The following is a 20,226-nucleotide window of genomic DNA, read 5'->3' as shown; positions in this document are numbered from 1 at the left end:
GAACAGAGCTGCTACTTCAGGAAGTCCGGAACATCGAGGTCGTCGGTGCGGCTTCCCGAAAGGTCCGGTTCGACGACGGCCGGGAGGTCGACGTCGAAGCCCGAGTCGGCGGGCAAGGCGGACGGGCGCTGCTGGCCCCAGTTGCTCAAGCCGGAAGCTCCGACACCGGCGGAAACATGCTGCGGCGCAGAGTAGGCCGGAGCAGCTGTTGGTGCCGCGGGACGGTCCGGAGCGGCAGGGGCCTGGTGCTGACCCGGCTGCTGGGCTGCAGGCTGGTTCATCGAGGGTGAGGTGGCCTTGAGGTCGTCAAAACCGGCGGCGATAACCGTGACGCGCGCCTCGTCACCCAAGGCGTCGTCGATGACGGCACCGAAGATGATGTTGGCTTCGGGGTGGGCCACTTCCTGCACGAGCCTCGCGGCCTCGTTGATCTCGAACAGGCCGAGGTCCGAGCCGCCCTGGATGGAAAGCAGGACGCCGTGGGCGCCGTCGATCGATGCTTCCAGAAGCGGAGAAGCGATGGCGAGTTCGGCGGCCTTGACAGCGCGGTCCTCTCCTCGTGCCGAGCCGATACCCATCAGCGCTGAGCCTGCACCCTGCATGACCGACTTGACGTCGGCGAAGTCGAGGTTGATCAGGCCAGGGGTGGTGATGAGGTCCGTGATGCCCTGGACACCGGACAGAAGTACTTGGTCAGCGGAACGGAAAGCGTCCAGGACGGAGACGTTACGGTCGCTGATGGACAGGAGGCGGTCGTTGGGGATGACGATGAGGGTATCGACTTCGTCGCGCAGGGCGTCGATTCCGGCCTCGGCCGAGCCGGCGCGCCGGCGGCCTTCGAAGGTGAAGGGACGCGTGACCACACCGATGGTCAGTGCGCCGAGCGAGCGTGCGATCCGGGCCACGACGGGGGCGCCGCCGGTTCCGGTTCCGCCGCCTTCGCCTGCGGTGACGAAGACCATGTCGGCTCCGCGGATGACCTCTTCGATCTCGTCGGCGTGGTCCTCGGCTGCCTGGCGTCCGACGTCGGGGTTGGCGCCGGCTCCCAGACCGCGGGTGAGTTCACGTCCGACGTCGAGCTTGACGTCCGCGTCGCTCATGAGGAGAGCCTGGGCATCGGTGTTGATGGCGATGAACTCGACGCCGCGGAGGCCGACTTCGATCATTCGGTTAACTGCATTCACGCCACCGCCGCCGATGCCGACGACCTTGATGACGGCCAAGTAATTCTGCGGTGCTGCCACGTTTCGTGCCCCTTGCTTGTGTCCTATAGCGAAACAGATCGAGTCCAACTTGAATTCTTGGACCTTAACCCTCTAGTTGAAGGTTATAGTTATGTCAAGTAACTCTTAAGTGACGGTATGGGCTATGAATCCGACATTCAATGACCGCCTCCGCGTGTCGTGTGAAAGTCCGAAAAATAGCCCTCTACGTCAGAGAAGTTACTTCCTGAAATGGTCTATTTGGTGAACGGGTGCCTCGGTGCGCTGACATCGTAGACATTCACCGGAACTTTTGGATTGGCGGGAGCCTTGAGCAAGGCCTCGAGGACGCGGGCCTTCAGCTCCTTCTCGTCCGCATTCCCCCACACCACGATCTTGCCGTCCGTGAGCTTGAGCTCGACGGCGTCCGGCGACGAGGCCGACGCGTTGGCCATCTTCGCCAGGACATCCGCCGGCAGCGTCGCAAGAACGGCCGTGATCGCCTTGAAGAGATTCTGGTTGGCTCCTTGCCCATCGATGAGCGGCAAGGCAACCGATGCGGGATCGGCCGTTGATCCGAGCTGGACGCCGTCGACGTCAACCAGTGAATAGTTGTCACCGCTCTTCACCAGGGCCACGGGTACCCGCTCCACGATGTGGACCAGGAGTTCCGACGGCGGCCGGGCTTCGGTACTGACTGAACGTACCTGGACGAGGGGCTTGAGCAGCGCGGCGATCTCGGCGTCGTTGATTTGCGGAAGGGGTTTTCCCTTCACCGGTTCGAGTGCCTTCTGGACGCTCCCCGCCTGGAGAAGCTTCGTACCGTCGACCGACACTGTGCGCACGGCGAACACCGGCGAGTAGATCGCCGCAACGATAATTCCGGCGACAAGGGCGACGATGATGGCCAAGGCCGTGAGCACTGTCCTCCGGCGCTTGCGTCCCTTGGGTTCCGGAAAGGCCAGCACGTTGCTGTCCTTCGCACGGGCGGCCTCCGAAGGGCCACCGACGGGATCGTCGAGGCTGCGTTCAGCACTGACGACTCCCGGCCGGGTGCCCGCCTGCGGCTTGAAAGTCGGCTTCCGGGTGTCAGCCACCCAACAGCTCCACGATCCGGGGCCCGTAGGCCGTGACGTCACCGGCTCCGACGGTGAGGACGATGTCGCCCTCGCCGGCCGCGGAGAGAACCGCGTCCAGCGCTTCCTGCCCGCCGGCAACGAGCCTGCCGCTCTTGAGGCGCCCTGTGATCAGGGTGCTCGTGACCCCGGGAATGGGATCCTCGCGGGCAGGGTAGATATCCAGCACGAGGGCCGTATCCGCCTCGCCAAGCGCTTCAGCAAACTGCTCCGCGAATTCGCGCGTGCGGGAAAACAGATGTGGCTGGAAGAGCACATGCACCTTGTTGCCGCCTGCGACGGAACGGGCAGCGGACAGGGCGGCCCGGACCTCCGTGGGGTGGTGGGCGTAGTCGTCGTAGACACGCACGCCCCTCCCCTGCCCCTTGAACTCGAATCGCCGCGAGGCTCCGGTGAAATGGCCGAGGGCGGCCGCGGCAACCCCGGGCGCCACGCCGAGCTCGACGGCGACGCCGAACGCGGCCGCCGCGTTCAAGGCGTTGTGCCGCCCGGGCACTTGGAGGTCGAGCCGGTATTCCTGTCCGCCCACGGAGACCCTGACGTCGCCGGGTCCCCCGTCGCGCAGCCGGATATCGGCGTCCTCCGCGGTCCCGTAGCTCAGTACCCGGGTATTGCCTGCGGCGCGGGTCCGTTCCGCGAGGGCCCGGGCGCCGTCGTCGTCCGCGCAGGCGAAAAGCACGCCGTTGGCGGGCAGGAGTGCCGCGAAACTGTCGAAAGAGGCGTAGACGGCCTCAGGCGTGCCGTAGTAGTCCAGGTGGTCGGCCTCGACGTTGGTGACGACGGCGATGAGGGGCCGGTAGTTGAGGAAGGAACCGTCCGATTCGTCGGCTTCGGCAACGAAGATATCCGACGCGCCGTGCGCGGCGTTGACACCGAGGGCAGGTACGTTGGCGCCGATGGCGAACGACGGATCCAGGCCCGCTTCCTTGAGCAACACGGCAACCATTGACGTGGTGGTGGATTTGCCGTGCGTCCCGGCCACGGTCACCACGCGGTCGGCGCCCATGGTTGCTGCGAGGGCCTCGGAGCGGTGGAGCACCGGCAGACCGGCCGCCCGGGCCGCTTCCAGCTCCGGATTGTCCGCCCTGATGGCCGAACCGGCGACGACGGTCTGGGCGTCACGAAGATTTTCTGCGGCGTAGCCCACAGCGATCCGCGCCCCGGCCGACTGGAGGTCCTGCATGACGGGCAGGTCCTTGGCGTCGGAACCGCTCACGGGAACGCCCCTGGCCACCATGATGCGTGCGACGGCGGACATGCCCACGCCGCCGATGCCGATGAAATGGACCCTGCCGAGGGAATTGATGTCTGCGTGGGGCTGGGTCATTCGGATACCGCTTCCAAGACGAGATCAGCCATCCGCTGATCAGCATTTCTGATGCCAAGTTCCTTTGCCTTGCTGGCCATGTCCTCAAGGCGGGCTTGATCCGTGAGCAAGGGAATCAACTCGGCTTTGAGCCACTCCGCGGTCAAGGCCCGGTCGTCGACCAGAAGCGCTGCCCCGGCCTTGACCAGTGCGGAGGCGTTCATTGCCTGCTCGCCGTTTCCGATGGGCAGTGGAACGAAGACTGCCGGGAGCCCGACGGCGGCCACCTCACTGACGGTTGCCGCGCCGGATCGGGCAAGGAGGACGTCTGCTGCCGCGTAGACGTTTTCCATGCCGTCGACGTATTCCACCTGGTGGTAGCCGTCGGCAGCCAGGGGGGCGCCGTCGTCGTTCGTCACTGCCTTGCCCCGGCCGGTGATGTGCAGTGTCTGGATACCGGCATCCGCCAAAGCGGCGACGGCACCGGCGATGGTGCGGTTGATGCTCTGGGCGCCCGAGGAACCGCCCGTCACGATGAGTGCTGGTTGTCCGGCGTCCAGGCCAAGCGACTGCCGGGCATCCGCGCGCCAGGCCGCCCGGTCCAAACCGGCGATGGCCTTGCGCATGGGCATCCCGACATGGCGGGCGTGCCGTAGCCGGGTTTCCGGGAAGGCCACACCCACGTGCTTGGTGAACATGGCTCCTACCCGGTTGGCAAGCCCTGCGCGCGTGTTGGCCTCGTGGATGACGATGGGGATCCTGCGACGCCAGGCCGCGAGGTACATGGGAGTGCAGACATAGCCGCCGACGCCGAGGAGGACGTCGGCCTGTGCGTCGTCCAGGATGCGACCGGCTTGCTTGACGGCCGCCGCGAGCCTGCCGGGCAGTTTGAGCAGATCCGCGGAAGGCTTGCGGGGAAAGGGAACCCGGTCAATCGTGGCCAGCTCGTAGCCGGCGGCCGGCACGAGGCGCGTTTCCATGCCGTTGGGCGTGCCGACGGCAAGGATCTTCGCGTCCGGCCGCAGCGACTTGATGGCGTCGGCGATGGCAAGCAGGGGGCTGATGTGTCCGGCGGTCCCGCCGCCGGCGAGGACCACGGAGAGGGGCTTGGGCTGGGAATTCATGGAGTGCTATGTACGCTTTCGTGCAGTTTTCGCAAATCGCCAGCGCGGCTTGGAACGGCTGGCAGGAGCCATTTGGGCGCGGGCCAAAGACAACACTACGCCCACGCCACATAGCGACATCACCAACGCTGAACCGCCATAGGAAATGAAAGGCAGAGGAACGCCGATCACGGGGAGCAACCCTGCCACCATGGCCATGTTGATCGCAGCCTGTCCAAGCATCCACGCCATGATCGAGCCGCCGAGCACCCGGGCGAACAAGTCTTCCTGGTGGCTGACGACCCGGTAGATCGCAACCGCGAGCAAGGCAAAAAGCACCAGGACCACGATCGTCCCCACAAGCCCGAGTTCTTCCCCGATGACAGCGAAGATGAAGTCGTTGTGGGCTTCGGGAATCCACTGGTATTTTTGCCGGCTCTGGCCGAGTCCGACACCAAGCCAACCTCCCGAAGCAAGGGCGCTGAGCCCCTGTTCGCTCTGGAAGCCGATGTCGCTCGCCCCCGCGCAGCTCTGCCCCATCCATGAGGTGATCCGGCACATCCGGTTTCCACTCGTGAACGCCAGGATCAGGGCGGCAGCTGCGGCAACTCCGCCGGCCGCAGCGAAGAGCCTCAAGTTGACGCCGCCGAAAAACAATCCGGCAGCCATGATGAGCATGACCACCAGGGAGGTTCCGAGGTCATGTCCGAGGACAATCAAGGTGATGATGGCGCCGGAGACCGGAACGACCGGGATCAGCGCGTGCGTCCACTTGTCCAGAAGCTTTGCTTTGACGGAAAGAACCGTGGCCATCCAGAGCACCAGCGCGAACTTGGCGAACTCCGATGGCTGGAAGGTGAAGCCGCCGATCTCGATCCAGTTCTGGTTGCCCAGCACACGTTTGCCGATGACCAGAACCAGCACCAGCAAGGCGCCGGCAAGAATGATCGAGGGCCACGCGAATCGCTTGAGCCACAGGACATTGACCCTCGAAAGCACCAGCATCGCGACGATGCCGATAGCGGCGAACATGCCTTGCTTAGTGGCGATGGAGTATGGGGATTCGCCGGCCGCAATCGCTTCGACGCTCGACGCCGACAGGACCATGATGATCCCGATGGCCGTCAGCGCAAGCGAAGCACCAAGAATCAAGTAGTAGGTTGACCCGCCGCTCGATTTACCGCTTCCCTCGAGAGTCGACCAAAACCCGGCAATCCCCGAGCGGATGCGGGACGGCAGCGAAGCCCGCCCAACGCCTCCCGCGCGTCCGGGGGGGTCTGCCTTGCCGGCCCGGGTCCGCCCGGGCCCGCTGCGCGTGGGCGTGCTGACCATTGTTACTCCTCGGTGGTCTGTGCCTGGCCTTCCACAAGCTCGCGCACTGCCCGGATGAAAGCATCGCCACGGTGAGCGTAGGAAGAGAACTGGTCCATGGAGGCAGCCGCCGGGGCCATCAGCACCGTATCGCCGGACTCGGCGATACTTGCTGCCGACTCGACAGCGTGGGCCATCACGGTGTCGCCGAAGATCGGAGACGGTTCCGCGGCGGTACCAGCTGAATCGGCGGACTGCACCATTTCAGTGTCGCCCTTGGGCTGCCCGATTACGGGCACATCCGCTGCGTGTCGCTTGAGGGAGGCTTCCAGGTCCGCGGTGTCGGAGCCGATCAGCACCACTGCCTTGAGCCTGTGCGCGTTGTTTTCGACCAACTCGTCATAGTTGACGCCCTTGGAGAGACCGCCGGCGATCCAGACGACCTTGTCGAACGCCGACAGGGCAGCAGAAGCTGCGTGCGGATTGGTCGCCTTGGAGTCGTTGACCCAGAGCACGCCGTTCTGCTTGGCCACAGGCTGGATGCGGTGGTCTCCAGGGAGATAGTTCCTGAGGCCCTCCCGCACTGCGGCCGGTTCGACGCCATAGGCGCGCACCAGCGCGGCGGCGGCCAGCGCGTTCGCAACCATGTGTCGCGGCGCGGCCGGGCCCAGGTCCGCCAGGGACGCGAGTTCCTCTGCCGAACTCTTGCGCTCTTCGATGAACGCGCGGTCCACGAGCAAGCCCTCGACGACGCCGAGCATGCTGACCGCCGGAGTCAGGGTGGTGAAACCGATCGCCCGGCAACCTTCGACCACGTCGGCGTTTTCCACCATGCGTTCGGTCTCGATCTGCTCGGCGTTGTAGATACACGCCTTCTGCGTGTTCTCGAAGATTTTTGCCTTGTCCGCGAGGTAGGACTCGTAGGAGCCGTGCCAGTCGACGTGGTCCTCGGCGACATTGAGGCAGACGCTCGCCACCGGGGAAAGCGACTCGATCCAGTGCAATTGGAAGCTGGAAAGCTCAACAGCGAAGGCGTCGTACTCCACTGGGTCACGGAGTGCGTCCAGGATGGGCGTGCCTACATTCCCCACGGCGATTGCCTTGAGCCCCGCTGCCTGCAGCATCGCCTCGGTCATGCCCACCGTGGTGGTCTTGCCGTTCGTACCCGTGATGGTGAGCCAGTCCGCCGTCTTGCGGCCCTGGCGTTCGCGCACCCGCCAAGCGAGTTCGACGTCGCCCCACACCGGTACGTGGGCCCTTTTGGCAGCTGCCAGGAGGGACTGGTCCGGGCGCCAGCCCGGCGACGTCACGACGAGCTCGGCCTTTTCACCGTCCACCCGGGGCAGCGTTTTGACTGCATCTTGGCCGAGGAGGACGTCGGCTGCGCCGACGATCTTCAAGGTGTCCGCCTGCGCGAGGGCCTTGGCGCTCGTCGCCGCGTCGACAACCACCACGCGTGCGCCCAGTTCGATCAAGGTATCGGCGGCCGCGAATCCGGACACACCGATGCCGGTCACGACGACACGGAGGCCCTTCCAGTCGGAATCCCAACTGACGAGGTCCTTGAGCCGGTCATTGGCAGAAGGCTTGGTTTGAGGACTTGCGCTCACAGCAGCACCACCCATTCAGCATAGAAAATCCCAAGGCCTGCGGCCACGAATAGTCCACAAAGAATCCAGAATCGGACAACCACCGTGATTTCGGCCCAGCCCTTGAGTTCGAAATGATGCTGAAGTGGGGCCATCTTGAAGACCCGCTTACCCTTGGTGACCTTGAAGTAGCCCACCTGGATGATGACCGACAGCGTGATGAGGACGAAGAGCCCGCCGATGATGCCCAAAAGAAGTTCCGTGCGGGAGAGGATCGCAAAGCCGGCCACGGCACCGCCGATTGCCAGGGAACCGGTGTCGCCCATGAAGATCTTCGCCGGGGACGTGTTCCACCAGAGGAAGCCCACTAACGCGGCACTGCAAATAGCTGCCAGCAGCGCCAGATCGAGCGGGTCGCGGACCGAATAGCAACCGCTGCCCGCCTCGCGGGGTGAACCGCATGCCTGGTTGTTCTGCCAGATTCCCATGAGTGTGTAGGCTCCGAAGACCATGATGGAGGCACCGGCCGCGAGGCCGTCCAATCCGTCCGTCAGGTTGACGCCGTTGGTTGCCGCAGTGACGATCAGGTTCGACCAGATGACGAACAGGATGGCTCCGAGGACGGTGCCCCCGAAGGCCAAGTTCAGCCAGGGAATGTCCCGCACAAGCGAAATATGCGTGGAGGCCGGCGTGATCCCCTGCGAGTCGGGGAAGTTCAGGACGAGCACTGCGAAGACAATGCCGACAAACGCTTGGAGAATCAGCTTCGCCTTGGCGTTGAGTCCGAGGCTGCGCTGCTTGGAAATCTTGATGAAATCGTCGAGGAAACCAACGAATCCCATACCGACCATCAGGAACAACAAGAGCAGTCCCGAGGCGGACGGGCCAGGTGATCGCGGGTTCATCATCCACATGATCAGGTGGGTCAACCCGTAGCTGATGAGCACCGCGGCCACCACGACTGTCCCGCCCATCGTGGGGGTACCACGCTTGGTGTGGTGGGAGGTGGGTCCATCGTCGCGGATGAACTGGCCGTATCCCTTGGTGACGAGGAACCGGATGAAGAGTGGCGTGCCAACCAGGGCCACCAGGAGGGCGACGCCCGCGCCGATCAACAGTGCAATCACAGCAGCTCGTTCCCTTCATTGGCGGCAGTTGCAGCCGCGGTGTTCGCACTCGTACCGGTCTGTGGAGGTAATGCTATCCGATCCCCCAAATGCCTTAGGCCGACCCCGTTCGAGGACTTGAAAAGCACCAAGTCGCCCGGTTTGAGCTCAGCCTGCAGCAGTTCGTAGGCCTCGTCGGCCGTTTCGGTGAAGATGCACTCGTCGCCCCAGGAGCCTTCCTGGATCGCGGAAACATACAGCGCCCGGGCTTCCCGGCCAACCACCACGAGCCTGGAAATGTTCAAGCGGACCACTTGCGTACCCACAGCCGTGTGTTCGCGGATGGAATCTTCGCCGAGTTCCAACATCGCGCCAAGCACTGCCCACGTGCGGCGTCCCTGCCCGAGGTCGGCGAGGGTGCGCAATGCTGCGCGCATGGATTCCGGATTCGCGTTGTACGCGTCGTTGATGATGGTGACGCCGTCCGCGCGCTCAGTGCGTTCCATCCGCCACCGGCTGGCGGGCGACTGCTCGCTCAGCGACTCGGCGATCCCGGCCGCAGGGAGGCCAGCCGCGAACGCGGCGGCCGCAGCGGCAAGCAGGTTGGTGATGTGGTGCGCACCGATGAGCTTGCTGTGGACGGAATGGGGAGCCCCGCCGTCGGGCAGGAAGAGCTCGAATTCCGGGTGGCCGTTTTCGTCGATATCCGCGTTCCGGGCCTCGACTGCGGAGCCGGGAATGCCGGTAGCGGTGGTTCCGAGCACTGTGGCCTGGGTGCGGGAGACCATGGCGGCGACCCGCGCGTCGTCGAGGTTGATGACGGCGGTTCCGTCCCGCCCCAGCGCCTCTACGAGTTCGCCCTTGGCCTTCGCGATGTTCTCCACGCCACCAAACTCGCCGGCGTGGGCGGTGCCGACGCACAGAACGACGCCGATGTCCGGTTGGACCATCTCGGCGAGGTATTTGATGTGGCCAATCCCGGTTGCCCCCATTTCGATCACCAGGTAGCGGGTGCCCGCATCGGCTCCGAACACGGTGAGCGGCACGCCGACTTCACCGTTGTACGAACCCTGCGGAGCCACCGTGGCACCGGCCCGGGAAAGAATGCCCGCGAGCAGGTCCTTGGTGGTGGTCTTGCCCGCTGAGCCCGTGATGCCGATGACAGTGAAGGGCTCTCCCTGGGCCGCACGTTCGGCACGGATGCGGCGCACGGACTCCGCAGCCAGGGCACCCATGGCGAGCACGGCGTCATCGACGACGACGGCGGGGTATGGCCGGCCGTCGTCGTCGGAAACGTCGCGCTCGGTCAGCGCCAGGACAGCCCCGCGTTCAAAGGCGGCGCCCACATAGGCGTGGCCGTCGGCGTTCTCTCCGGGCTTGGCCACGTACAACGATCCAGCGGCCGCCTCACGGGAGTCGGTAACGACGGACGCCGGGACAATGCCCGGGTCCGCTGCCAATCGGCCATGGGTAATATCGGCGATCTCCGCCGCAGTAAGTGCAATCATCTCGGTCTAGGACTCTATCCGCTCGTCCGTGGAAACCTTGAATCCCCTGGCTGTCAAGGCCGCCCGCAGTTCCACCCGGTCGTCGAGGGCGAGGTTGACGCCCTTCACTTCCTGCCACACCTCGTGGCCGCGGCCGGCGACCAGGATGGTGTCCTTCTCAGTGGCCAGTTCCACGGCTTGGCGGATGGCGACGTCCCGGGGGTACGCTTCCACGATCTCGCAGTCAAGGTCTTCCGACTCGCGGGCGGCACGGGCCCCTGCGATGACTTCCGAACGGATCGCAGCAGCGTCTTCATCATGGGGATCGTCGTCGCTGACAATCACGACGTCGGCGAGCCGGGCGGCTATGGCGCCCATGGTCGGCCGCTTGCCCTGGTCGCGCTGTCCTGTGGCGCCGAATACGACGATCACGCGGGATCCGGGGGCCTGCGGGCGCACGGCCTTGAGGGCCCTCGCCAGTGCGTCCGGGTTGTGCGCGAAATCGACGACGGCAGCCGGGGCATCCGAGATCAGTTGCATCCGGCCGGGTACGGAAACGGTGAAGGGATCGTGCACGTCGAGAGCCGCCTGCAGTGCCGACGGCTCGATGCCGGAGTCAAGCACCATAATGGTGGCCAACGCCGCGTTGGCGACGTTGAAGTCCCCTGGCAATCCTGTATGGACGCGCAGGACCGTTCCGTCGCGGTGGCGCAATTCGAAGTCCGTTCCAAGCCCCCGCGGCTTGGCCGACTCCACCGTCCAGTCGGCTCCGCCCCCGGGGGTGGCCGACAGCGTGGTTACGGGAATTCCCGCCTCATCGGCCAGCTGGCGCCCCCACGGATCATCCACGGTCACTACGGCCCGCCGTGCGCGCGCGCTGGTGAACAGCTCCGCCTTGGTCCGGAAGTACTCATCCATGCTTCCGTGGAGATCGAGGTGGTCCTGTGTCAGGTTGGTGAAGCCGGCAACGTCGAACGTCACCGAGTCGACCCTGTGGAACGACAGGGCATGGGAGGAGACCTCCATGGAAGCCGCCTCCAGCCCGCGTTCGCGCATGAGGGCGAGCAAGGCATGGACATCCGTTGATTCCGGCGTGGTCAGCAGGCTCGGGATGGCCTCACCCCCCGCAAGAATTTCAATCGTCCCGATCAATCCCGGGTTCATGCCCAAGGCGCGGAGCAGGGAGTTGATGAAATACGTCGTCGTCGTCTTGCCGTTCGTACCGGTTACACCGAAAAGCGTCGGCGAAACCCCATCCAGTGGTTGGCTTCGATAAACGAGTGCCGCGAGTGAACCGACGCCTGCGCGGGGATTGCCGACGATCAGAACGGGAACAGCAAGATCCTCAAGGGCCAATTGACGTGCGCCGTCCTCATCGGTCAAGACGGCCACGGCACCGGCTGCCACCGCTTGGCTGACAAAGTCGGCCCCGTGGCGCGTGGCACCGGGCAGCGCCAGGTACAAGTCTCCCGGCTCCACGGTGCGCGAGTTGAGGGACACCCCCTTCACCAACGTGTCGGCGGAGTCCGGCGGCAGCGCGATTCCGAGGGACGAGGCGACGGCTTCCAGGGGAACAGGCGCCACGACGGCTGGACGGAAGCCGGGTTTGTCGGTAGCCGGCGGGTTCCCTGTAGGGATCGATACGGCATCATTCTGCTCTGACAAGGTGGTCTCCGTTGGTACTCGTAAAACTGGCCGCACGGGAACCCTCTGGGCTCCCGCGAACGGCATGGTTGGATCGAAATGTGGCCGGACAGATGCCCAACAAGCTTACTTGGCGAAACTGAACTACTTGCCGTGCTGGCCCTATTTGGCGTACTGGGGGAACCGCGCCGGCGTGCCGGTGGACGGCGGGACGTTGTAGGTACGCAGGACCTGGCCCATGACCGAGCGGAAAATCGGTCCTTGGGTGATGCCGTAAATGCTGCCCTTGGGCCGCTGGAGGACGACCTCCACGATGAAGCGCGGATTGTCCATCGGCGCCATGCCCACGATCGACGCGGTGTAGCCATCGAAGCCAGGGAGGCCATCTTCACGCGGTGCCTGGGACGTACCTGTCTTGGCGCCCACCCGGTATCCGTCGATGGCGGCATCTTTCACTTCGCCCATAGTGACGTTGCTCTCCAGGATGTCCCGCACTTGCTGCGCGGTTTCCTTGGTAACGACTTGCTGGGAATCCTTGGCAGGCACTTTCTCCTCGGCTCCGTCGGCTCCGACGTAGCCGTCGATCAGCCGCGGTTGCAGCATCACGCCGTCGTTGGCAATGCTTTGGTACGCCCGGACGGTCTGCAGCGTGGACTGTGAAACGCCTTGGCCGAACAGCACGGTGTATTGCTGGCGGTCATCCCATTGATCGGGCTTGGCCAGGATGCCTGAGGTTTCGGCGGGAAGGCCAATGTCCGGAGCTTGCCCGATACCGAAGCGGGTGAGGTAGTCGTAACGCTGTTGCTTGCTCAGGCGGCTGCCGATCATCACGGTACCTGTGTTCATCGAATATCCAAGGATGCCGGCAAGGGTCCTCTGCTCGGTTCCATGGTCGAACGCATCGGTAAAAGTCTGACCGTCGATGGTCAAAGCCGGCGGAATGGTGACAGTGTCCAGCGGGCTGGACTTTCCTTCATTGATCGCGGCCGACGCCGTAATCATCTTTTCCACCGAGCCAGGCTCATAGGCAGCCGTCACTGACCGCACGCCGCGGTCCGCGGCCGCCACTTTGCCCGGGTCGTTGGGATCCGGGGCATTCGTGTCCGCCATCGCAATGAGGTTCCCGGTCTTGATGTCCTCGACGACGATCGATCCCCACTCGGCATTGAGCTGGTTGACCTGGGTCTGGATGGCCTGCTGCGCAAAGTACTGGATGTCCGTGTTCAGCGTCAGCTTGACGTCTTTGCCATTGACGGCCGGGGTCAGCAGATCGGTTGCCACGGGGATACGGAGGCCGTCGGCGCCGATCTCAAAGACGCGTTTGCCGTCTTTGCCGCGCAGGAGGTCGTCCTGGGTCTGCTCAAGTCCGGCTTGGCCCGTGGTGCCATCTTTGAGGAAGCCGATAATGCCACCCGCGACGCTGCCGTTTGGATAGACGCGCTTGCTGATGCCCTCGGAGACGATACCGGGGATATGCAGTTGGGAAATCCGGTCTTCGAGATCGGGCTTCACTTCCTTGGCCACGATGTTGTATTTCTTGTCGCCGGTCACTGCCTGCGTTACCTGGTTGACGTCCATGCCCAGGGCGCTGGAAAGTTCTGCTATCCCTTGGGTCCTCGAGATCGTGTCGATGGCTTGGGTTTGCGTGTTGTAGCGCGAAAACTCAGAGGTGTTGGTGTTGACGGTCTGGTCGACCACGATGTTGTAGCGGATCACGCTGCTGGCCAGCACGGTGCCGTTGGCGTCAAGGATCTTGCCGCGTTCGGCGGGCAGGACGGTGGTGGTCAGCCGGTTGTTGTAAGCAGCCTCGGCCATTCCGCCGACGTCGAGTCCCTGGACCAGGAACAACTTGCCCCCAACCACCAGCAACAACGTCAGCATGATTCCGAGGCCGAGGCGCAGGCGCTTCTTCGCCGCCGGCGTTCTCTTGTTCTTCGATTTGCCGGTTTTTTGCACCACGTCGATTCCTTGCTGCTTGCCTTGCTGTTTACCTGAAATCAGGTCGGCTGGACGCTACTGCCCTGGTACCTTCTGCTGTGGAGCGGGGACCGAACCACCGTGGAGATCCACAACCGGCGGCTTGGGAGCCGCCGGAGCCGCGGGCGCCTGCGGTTTGGCCGGCGTGGAGTCGGCGGCCCCGTTGGGCTTGCGGCTGTCCAGTGAATCGTTCTTGGCGGGTGCCGAAGGTGTGACGCTGGACTGGCCTGCGACCGCAGGGGCGGCGATGACGGCACCGGGATTCTGTCCCTTGGTTGCCGGCGTGGCCTTTCCTGTGACTGTCAAGTTGTCCAGATCGATCTGTCCCGTGGCAGTGGAAGCTACCATTCCCAATTCTGCGGCCTTGGCGGCAAGATTCTGGGGAGCCTGGTAGTTCTGGACCTGCTGTGTCAGATCCTGGTTCTGCTTGTTCAGGGACGCGGCGTCATTCCTGAGTTTCACAAGGTCGTATTGTGCCGTGGAAACGGAGATGTTGAGCACCAGGACAGTCAACAGGGCTGCCGCCAGCACGCCGAAGCAAAAGACGACGAACGGAGTCCGCCGTCGTCCGGGAACACTCTGTACGAGCGAGAGCGGCGTCCGCGCCTTCCGGGTCGTGTCGCGTTCCGGTCCCCGGGTGGGCAGGGCACGCGCGGTGTTCCCCACCGTGGTCGGCAGGATCTTCGCGGCAGCGGTGCTCATGCTGTTCTCCTCGCTTTGATGCGTTCCACGGCCCGCAGGCGGGCGGATGCCGCACGCGGGTTTTCGGCGATTTCTTCAGGTGTGGGCACTTCCGTGCCCTTGGTCAGGGTCTTGAATTCGGGTTTATGTTCTTCCAGCTCCACAGGGAAGCCGAGCGGGGCCGATGACTTGGACCGGGATTGGAAGACCGATTTGACGATCTTGTCCTCGAGTGAGTGGTACGACATCACTACTACTCGTCCGCCCATTGCCGAGGCCGCGAGAGCGGCAGGCACTGCCCTCTCCAGGACGTCGAGTTCCTCGTTGACTTCAATCCGCAAGGCCTGGAAAGTCCGCTTTGCCGGATGCCCGCCGGACTTCGCAGCGGCCGCAGGAACAACGCCGCGGATCTGCTCGACGAGTTCACCGGTGGTGGCGAAGGGCTTGATCGCCCTCGCCGTGACGATGCGGTTTGCGATCCTGCCGGCGAATTTCTCTTCGCCCCACTTGCGGATAATCCGCACCAGGTCTTCTTCGGAATAGTTGTTGACGACGTCGGCAGCGGTCTGGCCGCGGCTCGTGTCCATCCGCATATCCAGCGGGGCGTCGTAGGAGTAGGCAAAGCCGCGCTCCCGCTCGTCCAATTGGAGGGAAGACACACCCAGATCCATGAGGATGCCGTGCACTTCCGGTATTCCGAGATCTGCGATGACATCTTCGATTTCGTCGTAGACGGCATGTACCAGGTCGGTGCGGGCCGCGAAGGGTCGCAGGCGCTCACCGGCGAGGGCCAAGGCCTCTTCGTCCCGGTCTATCCCAACAAGATGCAGATCGGGGAACCGCTGGAGCATCGCTTCGGAGTGGCCACCCATTCCCAGCGTGGCGTCGATGACGACGGGCGTTTCGCCACGGTTGCGGGCGGCCTCAAAACCTGGTGCCAACAAATTGATGCACCGGTCCTTCAGGACCGGTACATGTCGCTCCGAGGTGGGTTTTGGCGCGTCGTGCTCCTCCATGCGGCCTCCTCAGAGCTGATTCGTTCGTCTGTCAGTCGGGCGGGTCGCTTCTTGAGCCGGATCCCCATCCGCGCCTATCGCAGCGTCCGCCTGGCTCCGGGGAAGGTGAGCCAGGAAAACTATGTGATGGGCGGCTGGAGATCCCGTCCAAGAAGCATTGCTGCTTCCTGTCCCGGTTTCTAAATGAATCCGGGAAGGTTGTCGTCGTCGGTCTCCGAGAAGGCGGCTTCCTTCTCGGCCAGGTACTCATCCCAAGCCTGGGCATCCCAGATCTCTGCGCGGGTTCCGGCGCCAATGACCGCCAATTCCCGCTCAAGACCTGCGTAGCTCCGGAGCGCCGGCGGAATCGTCACGCGCCCCTGCTTGTCAGGTACCTCGTCAGAGGCTCCGGACAGGAAAACCCGGATGTAGTCACGTGACTGCTTGGAGGAGATGGGGGCCTCCCGCATGGACTCGTGAATACGTTCGAATTCCCGCTGGCTGAAGACGTAGATGCAACGCTCCTGGCCCCTTGTGAGCACCAAGCCGTCAGCAAGTTCCTCGCGGAACTTGGCGGGAAGGATGATCCGGCCCTTTTCGTCCAGACGGGGAGAATGCGTGCCAAGAAACACTGGCCCACCGCCCCCATCCGTAAAGGTGCCCGTACCTGCCCCACGCCGCCACTACCCTCTTACTTGCTCCACTTTACTCCACAAGCCCCCACAGTCAACGCAATCCGGCGTGTTTCTGCCCCACATTCGAATGCAGGAGCCTGAAAACACGTGGATCTCAGGGGTGGTTGGTGGTGGAGGAGACTTTGCGGCGGCGCTGCAGGGAAGTGCATGACGGCGGCATGGGAGTCGCGCCTATGGGCTCGCTCGCGGTGCGAGCGCGGCGTTAAATGCGAAAAGACCCGATATTCGGGTCTTTTCGCAATCAGGCCGGAGCCTGGTGGTGCAATGTGGAGGACTCGGCTTCCGAGTGGAGGCCAAGCCCCTTGGTGGAGCGCTCAGCTCTCCTCGCCGCGGCGGCGCTCGTCCCAGCGTTCTTCGAGGTTGCTCATGAACGAGTTCTTCGACTTGCCCGGCTTGGCGCTCTTCGACTTCCCGCCGGCTGCCCTTCTCAGGGTGGCAAAGTAGACGCCGGCGCCCATCACGATGAAGCCCAGCACGCCAAGGAAGATGTTCTGCAAGGACACACCTACCAACAACAAGAGAATTCCGGCGATAGTGCCTAGAACGCCAATAACGATGTGCCTGGTCGACCATGAACGAATGGGGTCAGAGCCCATTGAATTGGCAAACTTCGGATCGTCCTCATGCAGTTGCTTCTCGAGTTGCTCGAGGAGCTTCTGTTCGTGCTCCGATAGGGGCATCGCGACCTCCTTTAGTCGGCCAGCGTCTGGATACGCCGCGGCCGTTGCCTCTGTTCCCTTGAACGGACGAACCCAAAAAAGGGTTCCCGAAGACCGGGTCTTGTGAACACGGTCTCACGGAACAGACGCAACATGGCAATTTATCCAGACGGTCTAAATCTGTGTATCTCTAGGATAGTTTGTTGGCCGCTGTTCTGAAAGACACGCCGCAGGGCACTCGTGGGCCCTTCGAAGCCTAGGGAGAACCCGGCCTGTCGGGCTCCGCGTGCGGCTCCAAAAGCGTCGCCGGAAGGACAGTCTTGCTGCCGAATCGCTCGGTGACACGGTCAAGCGCCTGTTCAGCCGCCCGCCAGTTGTCGTCCCTGCGATCGAAGCTTAACTGCAGCGAGGCGTGTTCCGCCGCTTCGAGCTGCTCGGCCCGGACTCCTATAAGGCGCACACTCATGGGCCGCTCCCCCAAGGACTCCAGCAACTGGCTCGCCACCTGATAGATCAACTGGGCGCTATCGACCGGCGTATGCATTGTCTTGCTCCGGCTGATTGTCGAAAAATCGGCATAGCGCAACTTCAGCGCGATGGTCCGGGCCAGCATTCCGGCTGTCCGGAGCCGTGACGCGGTCCGGTGGGAGAGCCTCAGCAACTCGCGATGGAGGAGCGCGTCATCCGGGGTGTCGACAGCGAACGTTTCTTCGGAACCTATGCTCTTCTCGAGCCGGATAGGCGTGACCGGCCGGGGATCCAAGCCCATCGACAATCGGTGGACGTGCTCGCCCGAAGCTCCCAGGACCTTTTTCAAGGAAGCAAGCGGCGTGGCCGCAACGTCAGCCACGGTACGGATCCCCAGCCTGGCCAGAACGTCGGCGGTCTTGGCCCCGACTCCCCACAAGGCGTTCACGGGCAGGCTGTGCAAATAGGCTACGGTCTGCCCCTCCTCAATGAGCAGCAGTCCGTCGGGTTTGCAGCGCGTAGATGCGATTTTGGCAACGAACTTGTTGGTGGCTATTCCCACGGACGCAGTGATCCCCAGCTCGGAGGCAACGCGGCTCCGGATCAGATGGCCGATCTGGAGAGGCGGACCAAGCCGCCTGATTGCGCCACCGACATCCAGGAACGCCTCGTCGACGCTCAAGGGCTCCACGAGGTCCGTTATCGATTCGAATATTCCCATCAATTGCCGGGACACATCGTAGTAGAGGCTATGGCGGGGTTCGATGATGACCGCGTTGGGGCACATCCGCATGGCGTTGGCCATGGGCATGGCAGACTTCACACCGAGCGCGCGCGCTTCGTAGGACGCGGACAGCACAACGGAGCGATCCACCGGAAAACCGACAATGACGGGTTTCCCCTTGAGTTCAGGCCGGGTGCGCAATTCCACCGAGACAAAGAAGGCATCCATGTCCACGTGGAGGATGCTGGTGCGCCTCAGTTCCCGCAGGGCAGCGGGATCCGGGGCGAATTCCTGTCCGGGACCCCGCCCGTTGTTCTCTGCTCGTGGTCTCACAAGGAAATCCTATGCCGCAGCACTGGTTACTGGTGGCCGCATCCGGCGCCCTAAACTGGAGGCAGCATCCGGCGTCGTCCCCAGGAGGAAATCCCTGTGAAGCTCTTTGGAAAGCCTCAACCCGTCAGCTTGGCCTTGTTGGCCACGGGCGTCGCGTTGACCATCTCGGCTTGCGGGTCGTCCCCGGCAGGCACGGCATCCCAAGGGGCGGCGCCAACATCGTCCGGGGCGGCCACTGCCTCGGCAAGTCCGGCACAGGCCACCGCGTCCACGGCTGCCTCAGGAGCTTCGGCGGCAGTCGGCTCCCTGGTCCCGGGATTCCCGCAGCAACTGATTCCCTTGATGCCCAAGGCGGCTGTGGAATCCAGCAGCTTCGACAAGAACTCCTCGCCGGCGTCGGTGGCCTTGGTCGGCACCATTGCGTCCCCGTCTGACGCAGTTGTGGCCTTTTATACCTCCGCGCTCACGGCGCAAGGCTTCAAGGAAGTCCCCGGAAGCACCGTGGGAAGTATCAAATCAAAGGACTTCCTGCGTGGCGACAATGAAACAGTGAATATCTCGGTGGTGGAAACCGCGGGCAAATCCACGTTCACCATCGGTGCCAACGTGGCCGCCGGGTCAATCAAGTGACCGCGGAGAGCCTGGGTTCGGAGCAGAGCCGTTTTGTGGCCGATGTCGCCGCCAAACTCAACGGTTTCCTTGGGGTGCAACAAGAAACGATGGCCACCATCTCCCCAGATGTCGCTCCCCTCATGGGTTCAATCACGAGCCTTGTGACCGGTGGCAAACGGCTCCGGGCCTTGATGTGCTACTGGGGGTGGCGGGGTGCCGGAGGTGAGTCCGCACATCCCGACATCATCACGGCCGGCTGCGCTTTGGAACTCTTCCAGGCCGCAGCCCTGATTCACGATGACATCATCGACCGCTCTGATACACGTCGCGGCGGTCCGAGTGTGCACAAGCGGTTCAGCCAGCTCCATGAGGGCGAGGGCTGGGCCCTGGACAGCGAACGCTTCGGACACGCGGCCGCGATTCTCACCGGAGACCTCTGCTTGTCGTTCAGCGAGGAGGCGTTCACGGAGATCGGCAGCAGGGCCGCTTCCGGCACGGCTGCGCGGCGGATCTTCAACCTGATGCGCGCCGAGGTCATGGCCGGCCAATACCTGGACATCCTCGAGGAAGTCGCGGGTCCGGTGCGGGATCGCGCGGGGGCCGTCGATCGCGCCCAGTCCATCATCCGTTTCAAGTCGGCGAAATACTCAACGGAACACCCCTTGGCCCTTGGGGGCGCCTTGGCCGGTGCCAGCGAAGAGCTCCTGCAAGGATATTCCGCTTTCGCGTTGCCCCTTGGTGAAGCATTCCAGCTCCGCGACGACGTCTTGGGAGTGTTCGGGGATCCCGGGACTACTGGAAAGCCCGCGGGAGACGACCTCCGCGAAGGCAAACGGACGGTCCTGGTGGGATTCGCCATCAACCAGGCCGCTGCGGATGATTCGAGCTACATCGATACGATGCTCGGAAGGCAGGACCTTGGAGAGGCCGAGGTCGCCGAAATCAGGCGGATCATTGTGGATTGCGGAGCGCTCGAAGCCACGGAGGCGATGATCGAGGAACTCAGCAACGAAGCTTTCGAGGCCTTGGAACGCCTCCCCCTGGCGGACCTCCCCCTCACCGCGCTCAGGCAGTTGGCCGAAGCCGCCGTCAGCCGGGCCGCGTGAACTCTTTCATAATTCCGCGTTAAGGGCAGTCTAAATACCTGCCTTAAATACAGTGGTGGGGGGGGGGGGGGGGGGGGGGGGGGGGGGGGGGG

Annotated in this window: 18 protein-coding genes; 2 read left to right on the top strand and 16 right to left on the bottom strand. The window is 63.8% G+C overall.

Annotated features, from left to right (window positions below; all coding sequences use genetic code 11):
* Positions 1–11 precede the first annotated feature (11 nt).
* The 16 genes from ftsZ to AC3WJM_RS12120 all read right to left on the bottom strand — a co-directional run bounded on the left by ftsZ (position 12) and on the right by AC3WJM_RS12120 (position 18,835).
* Complete coding sequence (gene ftsZ, locus AC3WJM_RS12195) at positions 12–1,244, bottom strand: cell division protein FtsZ (RefSeq protein WP_284991578.1); 1,233 nt, start codon at positions 1,242–1,244, stop codon at positions 12–14.
* A gap of 215 nt (positions 1,245–1,459) precedes the next feature.
* Positions 1,460–2,299: a cell division protein FtsQ/DivIB gene (locus AC3WJM_RS12190; RefSeq protein ID WP_059389144.1), complete on the bottom strand. Its 840-nt coding sequence runs from the start codon at positions 2,297–2,299 to the stop codon at positions 1,460–1,462.
* Positions 2,292–3,665 (bottom strand): UDP-N-acetylmuramate--L-alanine ligase, encoded by a 1,374-nt coding sequence (gene murC, locus AC3WJM_RS12185; RefSeq protein WP_492271972.1) that lies wholly within the window; start codon positions 3,663–3,665, stop codon positions 2,292–2,294. Before murC ends, AC3WJM_RS12190 begins: the two co-directional genes overlap by 8 nt.
* Positions 3,662–4,768: an undecaprenyldiphospho-muramoylpentapeptide beta-N-acetylglucosaminyltransferase gene (gene murG / locus AC3WJM_RS12180; RefSeq protein ID WP_306963713.1), complete on the bottom strand. Its 1,107-nt coding sequence runs from the start codon at positions 4,766–4,768 to the stop codon at positions 3,662–3,664. Before murG ends, murC begins: the two co-directional genes overlap by 4 nt.
* A gap of 6 nt (positions 4,769–4,774) precedes the next feature.
* Entirely contained in the window at positions 4,775–6,079 is a 1,305-nt protein-coding gene (gene ftsW / locus AC3WJM_RS12175) for a putative lipid II flippase FtsW (RefSeq protein ID WP_492271971.1), read from the bottom strand.
* A gap of 2 nt (positions 6,080–6,081) precedes the next feature.
* A complete protein-coding gene (gene murD / locus AC3WJM_RS12170; protein ID WP_306963710.1) occupies positions 6,082–7,683 on the bottom strand; it encodes a UDP-N-acetylmuramoyl-L-alanine--D-glutamate ligase in 1,602 nt (533 codons plus the stop codon).
* Positions 7,665–8,774: a phospho-N-acetylmuramoyl-pentapeptide-transferase gene (gene mraY / locus AC3WJM_RS12165; protein WP_236816883.1), complete on the bottom strand. Its 1,110-nt coding sequence runs from the start codon at positions 8,772–8,774 to the stop codon at positions 7,665–7,667. Before mraY ends, murD begins: the two co-directional genes overlap by 19 nt.
* On the bottom strand, positions 8,771–10,261 hold the full coding sequence (locus AC3WJM_RS12160; RefSeq protein WP_492271970.1) for a UDP-N-acetylmuramoyl-tripeptide--D-alanyl-D-alanine ligase: 1,491 nt from the start codon (positions 10,259–10,261) through the stop codon (positions 8,771–8,773). Before AC3WJM_RS12160 ends, mraY begins: the two co-directional genes overlap by 4 nt.
* Before the next feature lie 6 nt (positions 10,262–10,267).
* Positions 10,268–11,905 (bottom strand): UDP-N-acetylmuramoyl-L-alanyl-D-glutamate--2,6-diaminopimelate ligase, encoded by a 1,638-nt coding sequence (locus AC3WJM_RS12155; RefSeq protein WP_492271969.1) that lies wholly within the window; start codon positions 11,903–11,905, stop codon positions 10,268–10,270.
* A 141-nt stretch (positions 11,906–12,046) separates the two neighbouring features.
* Positions 12,047–13,843: a peptidoglycan D,D-transpeptidase FtsI family protein gene (locus AC3WJM_RS12150; protein WP_492271968.1), complete on the bottom strand. Its 1,797-nt coding sequence runs from the start codon at positions 13,841–13,843 to the stop codon at positions 12,047–12,049.
* Positions 13,844–13,897: 54 nt separating this feature from the next.
* The gene (gene ftsL / locus AC3WJM_RS12145) at positions 13,898–14,563 is read right to left on the bottom strand and encodes a cell division protein FtsL (protein WP_492271967.1); all 666 of its coding nucleotides are present in this window, start codon (positions 14,561–14,563) and stop codon (positions 13,898–13,900) included.
* The gene (gene rsmH, locus AC3WJM_RS12140) at positions 14,560–15,558 is read right to left on the bottom strand and encodes a 16S rRNA (cytosine(1402)-N(4))-methyltransferase RsmH (RefSeq protein ID WP_306963702.1); all 999 of its coding nucleotides are present in this window, start codon (positions 15,556–15,558) and stop codon (positions 14,560–14,562) included. Before rsmH ends, ftsL begins: the two co-directional genes overlap by 4 nt.
* Positions 15,559–15,737: 179 nt before the next feature.
* The gene (mraZ, locus tag AC3WJM_RS12135; protein ID WP_059389147.1) at positions 15,738–16,169 is read right to left on the bottom strand and encodes a division/cell wall cluster transcriptional repressor MraZ; all 432 of its coding nucleotides are present in this window, start codon (positions 16,167–16,169) and stop codon (positions 15,738–15,740) included.
* Between the two features lie 377 nt (positions 16,170–16,546).
* A complete protein-coding gene (locus AC3WJM_RS12130; protein ID WP_059389148.1) occupies positions 16,547–16,912 on the bottom strand; it encodes an SCO2097 family morphological protein in 366 nt (121 codons plus the stop codon).
* 235 nt (positions 16,913–17,147) lie between these two features.
* The gene (dinB, locus tag AC3WJM_RS12125; protein WP_492271979.1) at positions 17,148–18,350 is read right to left on the bottom strand and encodes a DNA polymerase IV; all 1,203 of its coding nucleotides are present in this window, start codon (positions 18,348–18,350) and stop codon (positions 17,148–17,150) included.
* 182 nt (positions 18,351–18,532) lie between these two features.
* Positions 18,533–18,835, bottom strand: a complete 303-nt coding sequence (locus tag AC3WJM_RS12120) for a hypothetical protein (RefSeq protein ID WP_306963698.1) — start codon at positions 18,833–18,835, stop codon at positions 18,533–18,535.
* Between the two features lie 82 nt (positions 18,836–18,917).
* On the opposite strand from AC3WJM_RS12120, the gene AC3WJM_RS12115 reads away from it, so the two are divergent.
* Together AC3WJM_RS12115 and AC3WJM_RS12110 are read left to right on the top strand one after the other, a co-directional pair.
* Positions 18,918–19,046, top strand: coding sequence for a hypothetical protein (locus AC3WJM_RS12115; RefSeq protein ID WP_306963697.1), 129 nt, complete (start codon positions 18,918–18,920; stop codon positions 19,044–19,046).
* Positions 19,043–20,134, top strand: coding sequence for a polyprenyl synthetase family protein (locus AC3WJM_RS12110; protein WP_059389150.1), 1,092 nt, complete (start codon positions 19,043–19,045; stop codon positions 20,132–20,134). The genes AC3WJM_RS12115 and AC3WJM_RS12110 overlap by 4 nt, the downstream gene beginning before the upstream one ends.
* The last annotated feature ends 92 nt before the right edge of the window (positions 20,135–20,226 follow it).

Source organism: Arthrobacter sp. FW306-1B-G06A (genome assembly GCF_058781765.1).
Note: the sequence above shows the minus strand (reverse complement) of the source record. Positions and strands in the feature narration are given on the sequence as shown.